At 73.5% G+C, this 13108-nt stretch carries 13 protein-coding genes and 1 riboswitch; of the genes, 6 read left to right on the forward strand and 7 right to left on the reverse strand.

From position 1 onward, the window contains the following. Positions 1–9: 9 nt before the first annotated feature. Together ACFYON_RS23860 and gcvP are read left to right on the forward strand one after the other, a co-directional pair. Positions 10–852: an NAD-dependent protein deacetylase gene (locus tag ACFYON_RS23860; protein WP_355095417.1), complete on the forward strand. Its 843-nt coding sequence runs from the start codon at positions 10–12 to the stop codon at positions 850–852. Positions 853–909: 57 nt separating this feature from the next. After that, a riboswitch (glycine riboswitch) is annotated at positions 910–1000 on the forward strand. 73 nt (positions 1001–1073) lie between these two features. Then, positions 1074–3896 (forward strand): aminomethyl-transferring glycine dehydrogenase, encoded by a 2823-nt coding sequence (gene gcvP, locus ACFYON_RS23865; protein WP_354869327.1) that lies wholly within the window; start codon positions 1074–1076, stop codon positions 3894–3896. Between the two features lie 94 nt (positions 3897–3990). Here the strand turns inward: gcvP and ACFYON_RS23870 are convergent, their stop codons facing one another. Beyond that, positions 3991–4191, reverse strand: coding sequence for a DUF5999 family protein (locus ACFYON_RS23870; RefSeq protein ID WP_107157847.1), 201 nt, complete (start codon positions 4189–4191; stop codon positions 3991–3993). Positions 4192–4314: 123 nt separating this feature from the next. Between ACFYON_RS23870 and ACFYON_RS23875 the strand changes: the two genes are divergently transcribed. Then, complete coding sequence (locus ACFYON_RS23875; RefSeq protein WP_354869331.1) at positions 4315–5508, forward strand: chorismate-binding protein; 1194 nt, start codon at positions 4315–4317, stop codon at positions 5506–5508. 16 nt (positions 5509–5524) lie between these two features. Here ACFYON_RS23875 and pip read toward each other — a convergent pair whose 3' ends face one another. Then, positions 5525–6487 (reverse strand): prolyl aminopeptidase, encoded by a 963-nt coding sequence (pip, locus tag ACFYON_RS23880; RefSeq protein ID WP_354869334.1) that lies wholly within the window; start codon positions 6485–6487, stop codon positions 5525–5527. Between the two features lie 48 nt (positions 6488–6535). Between pip and ACFYON_RS23885 the strand changes: the two genes are divergently transcribed. Together ACFYON_RS23885 and def are read left to right on the forward strand one after the other, a co-directional pair. Beyond that, positions 6536–7033: a MarR family transcriptional regulator gene (locus tag ACFYON_RS23885; protein ID WP_354869337.1), complete on the forward strand. Its 498-nt coding sequence runs from the start codon at positions 6536–6538 to the stop codon at positions 7031–7033. A gap of 21 nt (positions 7034–7054) precedes the next feature. Further along, complete coding sequence (gene def, locus ACFYON_RS23890; protein WP_354869339.1) at positions 7055–7564, forward strand: peptide deformylase; 510 nt, start codon at positions 7055–7057, stop codon at positions 7562–7564. On the opposite strand, the gene ACFYON_RS23895 is transcribed toward def, so the two are convergent. Next, positions 7544–8338, reverse strand: coding sequence for a GNAT family N-acetyltransferase (locus ACFYON_RS23895; RefSeq protein WP_354869341.1), 795 nt, complete (start codon positions 8336–8338; stop codon positions 7544–7546). The genes def and ACFYON_RS23895 overlap by 21 nt on opposite strands. A gap of 5 nt (positions 8339–8343) precedes the next feature. Then, positions 8344–9117, reverse strand: a complete 774-nt coding sequence (locus ACFYON_RS23900; protein ID WP_354869344.1) for a TSUP family transporter — start codon at positions 9115–9117, stop codon at positions 8344–8346. Between the two features lie 174 nt (positions 9118–9291). Here ACFYON_RS23900 and ACFYON_RS23905 point away from each other — a divergent pair, with 174 nt between their 5' ends. Then, positions 9292–10071, forward strand: coding sequence for an endonuclease/exonuclease/phosphatase family protein (locus ACFYON_RS23905; protein WP_354869347.1), 780 nt, complete (start codon positions 9292–9294; stop codon positions 10069–10071). 3 nt (positions 10072–10074) lie between these two features. Here the strand turns inward: ACFYON_RS23905 and ACFYON_RS23910 are convergent, their stop codons facing one another. From ACFYON_RS23910 to ACFYON_RS23920, 3 genes are all read right to left on the reverse strand, one after another. Then, a complete protein-coding gene (locus ACFYON_RS23910; protein WP_387190103.1) occupies positions 10075–10941 on the reverse strand; it encodes a bifunctional 5,10-methylenetetrahydrofolate dehydrogenase/5,10-methenyltetrahydrofolate cyclohydrolase in 867 nt (288 codons plus the stop codon). 92 nt (positions 10942–11033) lie between these two features. Further along, positions 11034–12053: a hypothetical protein gene (locus ACFYON_RS23915; protein ID WP_355096266.1), complete on the reverse strand. Its 1020-nt coding sequence runs from the start codon at positions 12051–12053 to the stop codon at positions 11034–11036. A gap of 52 nt (positions 12054–12105) precedes the next feature. Continuing rightward, positions 12106–13098, reverse strand: a complete 993-nt coding sequence (locus tag ACFYON_RS23920; protein WP_355096268.1) for a tyrosine-type recombinase/integrase — start codon at positions 13096–13098, stop codon at positions 12106–12108. Positions 13099–13108 lie beyond the last annotated feature (10 nt).

Consider the following 13108-nt stretch of genomic DNA (forward strand, 5'->3'; position numbering starts at 1 on the left):
CATGGACGGGTGAGTGAGGCGTTCGAGGAGTTGACGCGGCTGGTGGCCGCCGGTGGTGTGGTGGTGCTCAGCGGCGCGGGCCTGTCCACCGAGTCGGGCATCCCCGACTACCGGGGGCCCAGCGGCGCGGCCCGCCGGCACACCCCGATGACGTATCAGGAGTTCACCCGGTATCCGCTGGCGCGGCGGCGGTACTGGGCGCGCAGCCACCTGGGCTGGCAGATGATCGCGCGGGCGGTGCCGAACGACGGGCACCGGGCGGTGGCCCGGTTGCAGGCGGCCGGGCTGCTCGGCGGGATCATCACCCAGAACGTCGACGGGCTGCACACCGCGGCCGGTGCGACAGGGGTGATCGAGTTGCACGGCCGCCTCGACGAGGTGACGTGCCTGGACTGCGGCAACGCCACCGGCCGCGACGAGCTGCACCGGCGGCTGTCCGAGGCGAACCGGGGCTTCGACGCGCGGGTGGCGCGCGTCAACCCCGACGGCGACGTGGACCTGCCCGACGAGGCGGTGGCCGGGTTCCGCACTGTCGACTGCGGGATCTGCGGCACGGGCATGCTGAAACCGGACGTGGTGTTCTTCGGCGAGACGGTGCCCGCGCCCCGGGTGGCCGACTGTTTCGCCCTGGTCGAGCGGGCGCGGGCGTTGCTGGTGCTCGGCTCGTCGTTGACGGTGATGTCGGGGCGGCGGTTCGTGCTGCGCGCGGCCCGCCACGGCGTCCCGGTGGCGATCGTCAACCAGGGTGTCACCCGCGGCGACGGGTACGCGGCGCTACGCCTGGACGCGCCGCTGGGCGCCACGCTGAGCGCGCTGGCCGACCGGCTGGCTCCGGCTCCGGCTCCGGTGTGATCGTCCCCCGGGACATGAGCCGGAAACACGCCCGCTGGTAGCGTGGAAGATGCCGGTACCACCCACGTGGGAGAGACCGTCGACCCGACGGCGCCGAAGGGGCAGATTCTCCCCGGAACCTCTCAGGCAAAAGGACCACGTGGGCAGGCGCTGTGGAGCGCGTCAGCGCGACTCAGGGGGAGGCCGACCCGTCGACCTCGCCCCACCAAGGAGCGCAGCGCATGACCGCAGAGCAGTTCGCCGGCCGGCACATCGGCCCCGGCCCGGGCGACGAACGCCGGATGCTGGACACCGTCGGTTACGGCTCCGTCGACGAGCTGATGGACGCGGCGATCCCCGAGGTGATCCGCTGGCACGGCACCCTGGACCTGCCGGCCCCGGCCAGCGAGCGGCAGGCGATCGCCGAGCTGCGCGCCCTGGCCGCCCGTAACACCGTCGCCGTTTCCATGATCGGCCTGGGTTACCACGGCACGCACACCCCGGCGGTGATCCGCCGTAACGTGCTGGAGAACCCGGCCTGGTACACCGCGTACACGCCGTACCAGCCGGAGATCAGCCAGGGCCGGCTGGAGGCGCTGCTGAACTTCCAGACCATGGTCACCGACCTGACCGGGCTGGCCACCGCGAACGCCTCGATGCTCGACGAGGGCACCGCCGCGGCCGAGGCGATGACCCTGGCGCGCCGCGCGTCCAAGAGCAGGAGCCCGGTGTACGTGGTCGACGCCGACGCGCTGCCGCAGACCATCGCGGTGATCGCCGGCCGCGCCGAGCCGCTCGGCATCGAGGTGCGGGTCGTCGACGTCGAGCGCGACGACCTGCCGGCGGAGTTCTTCGGCCTGCACCTGCAGTACCCGGGCGCGTCCGGCGCGGTACGTGACCACCGGGCGCTGGTCGAGGCGGCCCACGGGGTGGGCGCGTTGGTGGCCGTCGCGGCGGATCTGCTGGCGTTGACGCTGCTGCGCCCGCCGGGCGAGATCGGCGCCGACATCGCCGCCGGCACCACCCAGCGCTTCGGTGTGCCGATGGGCTTCGGCGGGCCGCACGCCGGCTACCTGGCGGTGCGCTCGGGCCTGGAGCGGATGCTGCCCGGCCGCCTGGTCGGGGTGTCCCGCGACGCCGACGGCAACCCGGCGTACCGGCTGGCGTTGCAGACCCGCGAGCAGCACATCCGCCGGGAGAAGGCGACCAGCAACATCTGCACCGCGCAGGTGCTGCTGGCGGTGATGGCCGGCATGTACGCCGTCTACCACGGCCCGGACGGGCTGCGCGCCATCGCCCGGCGTACCCACGAGGCGGCGGCACGGCTCGCGGCGGGCCTGCGCGCCGGCGGCGTCGACGTGGCCGACGTGCCGTTCTTCGACACCGTCACCGCGATCGTGCCGGGCCGGGCCGCCGACGTGGTGGCCGCCGCGGCCGAGCGTGACGTGAACCTGCGGCTGGTCGACGCCGACCGGGTCGGCGTGTCCTGCGACGAGACGACCACGACCGCGCACCTTCAGGCGGTGTGGGCGGCGTTCGGCGTCGACGGCTTCGACGGCGACGCCGGTGCGAGCCTGCCGGACGGGTTGGCCCGCACGTCGGAGTTCCTCACCCACCCGGTGTTCCACAGCCACCACTCGGAGACGGCGATGCTGCGCTACCTGCGCCGCCTGGCCGACTTCGACTACGCGCTGGACCGGGGCATGATCCCGCTGGGGTCGTGCACGATGAAGCTCAACGCCACCACCGAGATGGAACCGATCACCTGGCCGGAGTTCGCGCACCTGCACCCGTTCGCGCCGGCCGCGCAGACCGCCGGGTACCGGCAGCTGATCGCCCAGTTGGAGGGCTGGCTGGCCGAGGTCACCGGCTACGACGCGGTCAGCGTGCAACCCAACGCCGGGTCGCAGGGTGAGCTGGCCGGTCTGCTGGCGATCCGCGCCTACCACCGCGAGCGCGGCGAGGGCCACCGCGAGGTGTGCCTGATCCCGTCGTCGGCGCACGGCACCAACGCCGCGTCGGCGGTGATGGCCGGCATGCGGGTGGTGGTGGTCGGCTGCGACGCCGACGGCAACGTCGACCTGGTCGACCTCGACGCGAAGATCGACAAGCACCGGGACGCGCTCGCCGCGATCATGGTGACGTACCCGTCGACGCACGGCGTCTACGAGACCGGCATCGCCCAGTTGTGCGCGAAGGTCCACGACGCGGGCGGTCAGGTGTACGTCGACGGCGCGAACCTCAACGCGCTGGTCGGGTTCGCCAAGCCGGGCCGGTTCGGCGCGGACGTGTCGCACCTGAACCTGCACAAGACGTTCTGCATTCCGCACGGCGGCGGCGGTCCCGGTGTGGGCCCGGTGGCGGTGCGGTCGCACCTGGCGCCGTTCCTGCCCGGTGACCCGCTCGGCGCGCGCGCCGAGGGGCGGCCGGCGATCTCGGCGGCGAACCACGGGTCGGCGGGGATCCTGCCGATCCCGTGGGCGTACCTGCGGATGATGGGCGCCGACGGCCTGGCGCGCGCCACCGGCGTCGCGGTCCTGGCGGCGAACTACGTGGCGGCGCGGCTGCGTAACCACTTCCCGGTGCTGTACTCCGGAAACAAGGGCCTGGTGGCGCACGAGTGCATCCTGGACCTGCGTCCGCTGACCAAGGCGACCGGCGTGAGCGTCGACGACGTGGCGAAGCGGCTGATCGACTACGGCTTCCACGCGCCGACGATGTCGTTCCCGGTGGCGGGGACGCTGATGGTGGAGCCGACCGAGAGTGAGGACCTGGCCGAGCTGGACCGGTTCTGCGACGCGATGATCGCGATCCGCGCGGAGATCGACAAGGTCGGCTCGGGGCAGTGGCCGGCGGGGGACAACCCGCTGTCCAACGCGCCGCACACCGCGGCGATGGTGTCCGCCGACGAGTGGCCGCATCCGTACCCGCGGTCGGTGGGGGCCTACCCGGCAGGGGTGGAACGGGCGGGCCGGTACTGGCCTCCGGTGCGGCGTGTCGACGGCGCGTACGGCGACCGGAACCTGGTCTGCTCGTGCCCCGCGCCGGAGGCGTTCGAGGACTGAGCGGCTACGCCGGGGCGGTGGGACTGTCGCCGCCCCGGCCGGGGCGCCGGCCGGTCAGGGCCGGCGCGTACGCTCACTGACGCTGCGTGATGGATCAGGCAACGAGGGCGTGGCGGGCCGGACCCCGGTGCGGGGCGATGGTGCGCCCGTCGGGGAGCAGCTCACCGGTGTCCTCGAAGATGATGACACCGTTGCAGAGCAGGCTCCAGCCCTGTTCAGGAAAGCAGGCGAGGACGCGGGCGGCCTCACGGTCGGTCGCGTCGGCAGAGGGGCAGGTGGGCTGGTGCTGACACATCGGGTTCTCCGGACTGTGGGGGCACTGTGTCATGGTTCACATGACCAGTGACGCACAGTACCAAGGAAAACTGAGCGGCAACGAGCAAGGATGCGTCTTGTTCACCCAGAATGGGCTGAACGGATGACCCGTAACGGCCCGGACGTCGTGGAAGCGCTCCCACAGGTGGAGGTCGATGCGCCCGGAGCGCCGCCCGGCTGCCGCCACCGGCTGGTCGAGGCCGCTCGCCTGCACTGGTCCGTCGGCGACGGCGGGGACCCCACTGATCTGGCGCAACGCTTCCTCGCCGCGCACGGCATCGCCCGCGACGACCTGTCCCGCCCCGGCCACCACGACCCGCAGCGCGGCGTGTGCGGGGCCGCGCTGTATCTGTCCGCCGCCGCCGGGGCGTACGCGATCGGCGTGTCGCCCGGCGCACCGAGTCCCGCGCCGGTGCTGCCCGACCTGGTCGTGGTCGTCTACCACCACACCGGCCGGCCGGTGCCGCCACCGCGCCCGGCCCTCGCGCCCTGGCGGCTGGGGCCGTGGCGGGACAGCTGGGCCCCGGACGCGCACGCCGCCGCCGTCGAGGCGGTCCGCGCCGCCATCGCCCGCGGCGACGTGTACCAGGTGAACGTCGTCGGGCACGCCGCCGCCACGTACACCGGTGACCCGCTGCCGGCGCTGGCCCGCCTCGCCGCGCTGCCCGGCGCCCGCTACGGCGGCACGCTGCGCGGACCCGGCTGGGCGCTCGGCTGCGCCTCCCCGGAGACGCTGATCGCGGTCGAGCACGGCCGGCTGGTCACCCGCCCGATCAAGGGCACCCGCCCGGCCACCGCCGCCGGGCGCCGCGACCTGCTCGCCTCGGCCAAGGAACGCGCCGAACACGTCATGATCGTCGACCTGGAACGCAACGACCTGGCCCGGGTGGCCCGTACCGGCTCGGTGCGCGTCGACGAGCTGTTCGCCGTACGCCGCTGGTGTGACCTGTGGCAGGCGGAGTCGACGGTGTCCGCGGCGCCCGCCGACGGGCTGGGCCTGGCCGACCTGCTGCGCGCGCTGTGCCCCGGCGGGTCGGTCACCGGCGCGCCCAAGCGCGCCGCGCTGGCGCAGATCGCCGCGCTGGAGCCGGTCGGGCGCGGCGCCGGCATGGGCGCGCTCGGCTGGGTCGGGCCGGACCGGCTCGACCTGGGCCTGACCATCCGCACCGCCGCCGCCGACGGGCGACGGCTGCACCTGTGGGCCGGCGGCGGCATCACCTGGGACAGCGACCCCGCCGCCGAGGTCGCCGAAGCCGCCGCCAAGGCCGCCCCGATCCGCGCCCTGCTCGCCGGCTGACGGTCGGCGCTGCGGCTCAGGCGGCGGGGCCGGGCGCGGCGGCGAACGCGTCCAGAGCCGCTACCACCCGCTCGCTGATGCCGTGCCCGCCGCCGTGGCCGCCGGACTCCACGATCTCCAGCCGCGCGTCCGGCCAGTCCCGGGTCAGCAGCCACGCGATGTCCGGCGGCCCACTGACGTCCAGCCGGCCCTGCACCAGCACCCCCGGGATGCCGGCCAGCCGGCCGGCGTCGCGCATCAGCTGACCGTCGGGCAGGAAACCCCGGTTGGCGAAGTAGTGGGTCACCAGCCGGGTGAACCCGAACCGGAACACCGGGTCGGCGAACCGGGGACTCGGCGCGTACCCGCCGGCCAGGGACACGTGCACGTCCTCCCAGTCGCACCAGTCCCGGGCGGCCCGCTCCCGCACAGCCGGGTCCGGGTCGTTGACCAGCCGGGCGTACGCGGCGGACAGGTCACCGTCGCGGTCGGACCCGGGCACGCCGTCGCGGAACCGCGCCCACTCCTGCGGGAAGACCCGCCCCATGTCCCGGGTCACCCACTCGATCTCGCGGCTGGTGTTGGCGACCACGCTGAACAGCACCAGCGCGCTCACCCGATCCGGGTGGCGCTGCGCGTACGCCAGTGCCAGCGACGACCCCCACGACGCGCCGCACAGCAGCCACCTGTCGATCCCCAGGTGTACGCGCAGCAGCTCCATGTCGGCCAGCAGATGCGCCGTGGTGTTCACCGACAGGTCGGTGGCCGGATCGGAGGCCGGGGGAGTGCTGCGCCCGCAGCCACGCTGGTCGAACAGCACGATCCGGTAGGCGGACGGGTCGAACAGCCGCCGCCACGACGCGCCCGCCCCGGAGCCGGGCCCGCCGTGCACCACCAGCGCCGGACGGCCGTCCGGGTTGCCGCACGTCTCCCAGTACACGCGCTGCCCGTCCCCGACGTCCAACATGCCGTGCGCGTACGGCTCGATCGGCGGATACATCATTGGCCTCCCCGGGTCAGATACAACAGCGCTGTTACATTAGTGGACGTGACCGCCCCCGACCGCGACGCCCTCGGCACCCTGCTACGCCACGTCCTGGACGTCCTCGACGGCGACGTCGCCGCCGTCCACGACCGCCTCGGCCTCACCGACTACCGGCCCCGCTACTCACCAGTCGTGCGCGCGCTCGTCGCCGACGGGCCGCTGCCCATCCGCGACCTCGCCACCCGTATCGGCGTCACCCACTCCGCCGCCAGCCAGACCGTCGCCCAGATGCGCCGCGCCGGCCTCGTCGACCTGCGCCCCGGCGCCGACGCCCGGCACCGCATCGTCACCCTCACCGGCCGCGCCCGCGCCCTACTGCCCGCCGTCGAAGCCGAATGGGCCGCCACCACCGCCGCCGTGCGCCACCTCGACACCGAACTGCCGGTGCCGCTCGCCGACGAGCTGTACGCCGTCCTCGACGCCCTGCGCCGCCGCCCCCTGCGCGACCGCATCGCCGACACGGGGCTCCTCGACACCCCACCGGACACCCGCGAACGGTAAGCAACGGATAGCCTTCCGGACATGACTATGCGCCCCATCCGGATCATCGGCGACCCCGTGCTGCGCACCCCCAGCGAACCCGTCACCAGCTTCGACGCCGAACTGCGCGCCCTCGTAACCGACCTGATGGACACGCTGCTCGGCGCACCCGGCCGCGCCGGCGTCGCCGCACCCCAGATCGGCGTCAACGCCCAGGTGTTCGTCTACGACGCCGACGGCCACCGCGGCCACATGGTCAACCCCACCGTGGAGGTGTCCGACGAACTCCAGGACGACGAGGAAGGCTGCCTGTCCATCCCCAGCCTGTACTTCCCGACCCCCCGCGCCATGCACGCCACCGCCCACGGCTACGACCAGCACGGCCAACCGCTCACCGTCACCGGCAGCGGCTTCCTCGCCCGCGCACTGCAACACGAGACCGACCACCTGCACGGCCGCCTCTACGTCGACACGCTGCGCGGCGACACCCGCCGCCGCGCCCTGCGGGAGATCCGCGCCGGCCGCTTCGACTCACCCAGCCGCGGCCGCTGACCCCACCCGCCGCGTCAACGCGCACCCCGTGAACCCGGCCACCCGGGTGAACCCCAGCCGCTCGTACAACCGCACCGCCGCGACGTTGTCCGCCCGCACGTTCAACGTCACATGATCCACCGAGGCGCGCAGCCGGGCGCACAACGCCGCCACCACACCCGCCCCCAGACCACGACCCCGCACATCCGGATGCGTCGTCACGTTCCCCAGCGCCGCCACCCGCCACCGCGGCGAGAACACGTGCACCCCCGCCACGGCCACCAGCCGGCCCCGCTCCCGCACCCCCACGTACTGGCCCGTCTCCAGCATCCGCGCGTCGAACCAGTTCCCCGGATACGCCACCGCGTACAACCCGGCCAGCTCCGCCGCATCCGCCGGCCTCAACGGCTCACCCACCGCCGCCACCGAAGCCAGCGCGCCGGGATCCGTCAACGCCATCCGCAGATGCGGCGCCGCCTCCGACACCACGAACCAGCGGCTCACGGTCTCCTCCAGACCGGGGGACAGGTGCGCCCACAACCGTGCCGGCAACACCGGCGCCGCCTCCACCAGCAACGCCGACAACTCCGCCACCCCATCCGGCGCCGCGAACGCCAGCAACGTCGGCAACTCCACCCCGTGATACAGCAACACCACCTGGTCGCCACGCCGGAACCACGACGTGTACGGCCAGAAGAAATCGTCCAGATCACCCAACTGATACGCGTGCAACACCGGATCCCGGCCCAGCAGACCCGCCAGCACCGCCCGATCGTGCTCCGCCCGCACCGCCACCGCGATCAGCTCGCCATCCACTGGTCGTAACCCAGCCGGGCCACCAGCGCCAGCACCACCACCAGCAACACCACCCGCACGAACCCGGCCCCGCGCTTCAACGCCATCCGCGCGCCCACCGCCGCCCCCACCACGTTGCACACCGCCATCGCCGCACCGAGCGCCCACCACACGTGCCCGGTCAACCCGAACACCACAAGCGCACCCAGATTCGTGCCCGCGTTCACGACCTTCGCCATCGCCGACGCGTGCACGAAATCCGAACCCAGAATCGCCGTGAACGCCAGCACCAGGAACGTGCCCGTACCCGGCCCGATCAACCCGTCGTACAGGGCGATGCCCAGACCGGCCACCGCCACCGCCACGACCATCCGCCGAGGGGTCCGACGCTGCGGCGACGCCACCACACCCAGCGACGGCCGCGCCAGCACGAACACCGCCACCGCCACCAGCACCACGAGCACCACCGGCCGGTACGCGCTGCCCGGCACCGCACCCGCCAACGCCGCACCCAACCCCGCCGTCAGCACCGCCAACCCGGCCGCCGGACCCGCCACCGCCCAGTCCAGCTTCGTACGCCGCGCGTACGTCACCGCCGCCGTCGACGTACCGAAGATCGCCGCCAGCTTGTTCGTGCCCAACGCCGTCGCCACCGGCACACCCGGCGCCGCCACCAGCAACGCCGGCAACAACAACAGGCCACCGCCACCCACCACCGCGTCCACCCACCCGGCGAGAAGGGCAGCGGTCAGCAACGTCGTCAACGACAGGGCATCCACCGCCGCATTCTGCCCACCCCGCCACCAGCGACGAGGCCACCTGTGGCCAGCCTCACCGCCCCCGGCGACGCCGCAACCACACCCCGACCGACCCCACCGCCACGAACACCAGCATCGAACAGCACAACAGCTTCAGCACCCGGCAAGACTCCCACGACGACGTAGGGTGTCCAGGTGCGCCTGGCCACCTTCAACCTGCTGCACGGCCGATCCCTCACCGACGGACTCGTCGACCCCTACCGGCTCACCACCGCCGTCACCGACCTCGACGCCGACGTCCTCGCCCTCCAGGAAGTCGACCGCGACCAGAGCCGCAGCGGCAAACTCGACCTCACCGCCCTGGCCGCGCACGCCCTGCACGCCGACCACCACCGCTTCGCCGCCGCCGTCGTCGGCACCCCCGGCGAACAGTTCCGCCCCCTCACCCACGACGACGACGGCCGCGGCGAACCCCTCTACGGCATCGGCCTGATCAGCCGCTACCCCGTCCGCTCCTGGCAGGTCACCCGGCTGCGAGCCGCCCCCGTCCGCTCACCCATCTACGCACCCGGCCCCGGCGGCGGACTCATCCTGCTCCGCGACGAACCCCGCGTCGTGCTCGCCGCCGTCCTCGACACCCCCCACGGCCCCCTCACCGTCGCCGCCACCCACCTGTCCTTCGTCCCCGGCTGGAACGCCTGGCAACTACGCCGCGTCGTCCGCGTCCTGCGCACCCTGCCCGCGCCCCGGATCCTGCTCGGCGACCTCAACCTGCCCGCCGGACCCGCCGCCGCGCTCACCCGCTGGCAGCCCCTCGCCCGCCGCCCCACCTACCCGGCCGGGCAACCCCGCGTCCAACTCGACCACATCCTCGCCGACCGCCACGGGCTCGACCGGCTGCCACCCGTCACCGCCGTGCACACCCCGCTGGCCACCATCTCCGACCACCGGCCCCTCGTCGTCGACCTCGGCTGACCCTCAGCCCAGCCCGCTCTGCCGCCGCGCCGCCTCCACCGCGTTACGGAACAACATCGCCACGGTCGTCGGACCCACCCCGCCCACCCGCGGCGTGATCGCCCCCGCCACCTCGGCACACGACTCGTCCACGTCCGGCAGCAACCGCCGCCCCTCGTACCGCACCCCACCACCGACCACCACCGCACCCGGACGCACATGCTCCGGCCGCACGATCCCCGGCACCCCCACCGCCGCCACCAGGATCTCCGCGCGCCGCGTATACCGCGGCCAGTCCGCCACCCCCGTGTGCACCACAGTCACCGCCGCGTTCGCCGTCGGCCGCTTCTGCGCCAGCAACATCGCAAGCGGCCGCCCCAACGTCGCACCCCGGCCCAGAATCACCACCTCCCGGCCCGCCACCGGCACACCGTGGAACGCCAGCAACGCCTCGATGCCCGCCGGCGTACACGGCAACGGACCCGGCAACCCCAACGCCAGCCGGCCCATGTTCACCGGATGCATCCCGTCCACGTCCTTGTCCGGGTCCAGCACCGCCAACGCCCGGTCATAGTCCAGATGCCCCGGGATCGGATACTGCACCAGCACCCCGTGCACCGTCTTGTCCGCGTTGAAATCCGCCAGCACCGCGTGCAGATCCGCCTGCGACGCCGACGCCGGCAGATGCACGTGCGGCGACACGAACCCCAACTCCGCCGCCTGCCGAGACTTGATCCGGATATAGCCCGCGCTCGCGTCGTCGTCACCCACCAGCACCGTCGCCAGCGCCGGCGTCACCCCCGCCGCACGCAGCTCCGCCACCGACCCGGCGACCTCCGACAACACCCGCTCCGCCACCGGGGCACCCGGCAACAACCGCGCAGAAGACATACGACACCTCGCCCGCAGGGGCCCAGGCGGTCGACCCCCACGACGAGCTCCCCGATGGTTCACCCATCCCCGTGCCGCCAGTCGCGTCCCCCTCAGCCTGCCACAGCCTCCGCCGCCACCGCATCCACCACCGTCTGCCACCCCGGCAACGCCGCCAGCAGCCCATCCGCCCGCCGCCGCCGATCCGCCACCGACGCCACACCCAGATCCGCCAGCACCGCACCGAACGCCCGCTCCCGCTCCGGCACCACCTGGCCCAACACCACATGACACCGCGCGTACGTCACCAGCACCCAGAACATCGCCTCCCGATGCCGCCCCGCCGCGATCAGCTCAGCCGCACCGTCGAACACCACCGGACGCCCCGCCGCACCCAGATCCGCCCCGAACGCGAACCCCTCCCGCGACAACCGCGCCACCTCGTCGAACACCACCGCCAACCCGGCCAGATGCTCCCGCACCCGCGCCGCGTCCAGGCTCACCCCGCCGCCGTCGAGCGTGTCCAGCAACCCCGCATACCGCTCCCCGAACCCGAACCTCGACAGCACGCGCTCCGCCCGCACGTACCGCCGCCGCACCGTCGGATCCACCAACCCCGCCACCGCCGGCCACACCGCCAGCAACGACGTCGGAAACACCCACGCCAGCACCTGCTGCGCCACCGGCGCCGAACCGCCGACCGCCCGCAACCCTGCCTCGATCCGCCGCCGCACCCCCGCGCACCGCGCCCGCACCCACACCGGATCCGCGAACCCCGCCGCCACCCGCTCCCGCACCGCGGCCAACCGCCCCGACGGATCCGCGATCACCCCATCGGTACGGAACATCGGCGCGAACACCCACGACCCCAGCACGTCCTCCGGGCCGCCCAACTCCTCCCAGGTGACAGTGCTGATCTCCAGCAGCACCCCCCGGTGCACGAACTTGCCCACCTTCGCGCCGGGCTCCCGGCGCACCAGCAACACGTCCACGTCCGACCACACCGGCAGCACCGCGTCGGCCGGCAACCCCACAGTCGACCCGCTGAACAACGCCCCCTCGATCGACGCATCGGCGCGCATCCGCTCCCGCACCCATTCGACCGCCACCGCCCGCGCCGCACCCACCCGCATCCGGCCGATCCTGCCAGCTGCACCAGCCCTCGCGCCGACCGCCACGCGACCGTCACCGCGGCGACGTCAACCCCGACAACGCCCGGTTGGTACGGTTCGCCGCCACCGCCGCCCGCTGCTGACCCGCCGTCACCTCGATGTACGTCTGCGACGACGCCAACGACGCATGCCCCAGCAGCCGCATGATCTCCGCCGCGCTCGCCCCGTCCTCCGCCAGCCGCGTCGCGAACGTGTGCCGCAACGCGTGCAACCGCGCACCGCGCGGCACTCGGTCACCGATGCCCGCCCGCCGGTAACACGACTCCACCAGGTACTGCAGTCCACCCCGTCGCAACGCCTCACCCTGGCGGTCCACCAGCAACGGCGAGTCCGGCCGCACACTGCGCGACCCGAACCGGTGCCGCCGGCTGTCCAGGTAACCCGCAAGCACCCGGTCCACGGCGTCCTCGATCGGCACCGTACGCGGCCGCCCACCCTTGCCCGCCACATCCACCCGCCGCTCGCCGTCGCGCCCGGCCACCGACGACACCCGCAGCGCCAGCAGCTCCGACAGGCGCAACCCCGCGCACAACGCCAGCGCCAGCACCGCCAGGTCGCGCTCCGGCCACGGATCACGCTGCCCGCCCTCCGACCGGGCCACCGCCGCCAGCAGTTCCTCCGGGGTGTCCTCACCCCGCAGCGGCTTGGGCCGGGGGAGAGGCGTGCGGGGACGCCCCACCGCCGGCATCGGATTTCCCGGCACGACACCCTCGGCGACCAGGAACGTGAAGAAGCTGTTCCAGGTCGACCAGGCACGATGGACCGACGCGGCGGCGCGGGGAGCGGCGAACCGCGCGAACGCCGCGCGCATCACCCGGGGGGAGAGGGCGCCGACCGCCAGCCGGTCCAGGGGAGTGGCGTCACCGTCCGCCGCGACCAGTTCGGCCACAGTGGTCAGATCCCTGCGGTACGCGGCCAGGGTGTGGGGGGAGGGCTTACGGGTGGCCCGGGCAGTCAGGAACTCCTCGATCAGAGCGCCCACCGCTTCGTCCGGTTTGTCATGCATAAGGGATATT

The organism is Micromonospora sp. NPDC005686, from assembly GCF_042871665.1.
Lineage (GTDB): Bacteria > Actinomycetota > Actinomycetes > Mycobacteriales > Micromonosporaceae > Micromonospora.

Excerpts from the sequence above, each read along its gene's own strand:
- gcvP (WP_354869327.1), top strand. The coding sequence starts at position 1,074 with ATGACCGCAGAGCAGTTCGCCGGCCGGCACATCGGCCCCGGCCCGGGC.
- ACFYON_RS23870 (WP_107157847.1), bottom strand. The coding sequence starts at position 4,191 with ATGTGTCAGCACCAGCCCACCTGCCCCTCTGCCGACGCGACCGACCGT.
- ACFYON_RS23875 (WP_354869331.1), top strand. The coding sequence starts at position 4,315 with ATGACCCGTAACGGCCCGGACGTCGTGGAAGCGCTCCCACAGGTGGAG.
- pip (WP_354869334.1), bottom strand. The coding sequence starts at position 6,487 with ATGTATCCGCCGATCGAGCCGTACGCGCACGGCATGTTGGACGTCGGG.
- def (WP_354869339.1), top strand. The coding sequence starts at position 7,055 with ATGACTATGCGCCCCATCCGGATCATCGGCGACCCCGTGCTGCGCACC.
- ACFYON_RS23910 (WP_387190103.1), bottom strand. The coding sequence starts at position 10,941 with ATGTCTTCTGCGCGGTTGTTGCCGGGTGCCCCGGTGGCGGAGCGGGTG.
- ACFYON_RS23915 (WP_355096266.1), bottom strand. The coding sequence starts at position 12,053 with ATGCGGGTGGGTGCGGCGCGGGCGGTGGCGGTCGAATGGGTGCGGGAG.
- ACFYON_RS23920 (WP_355096268.1), bottom strand. The coding sequence starts at position 13,098 with ATGCATGACAAACCGGACGAAGCGGTGGGCGCTCTGATCGAGGAGTTC.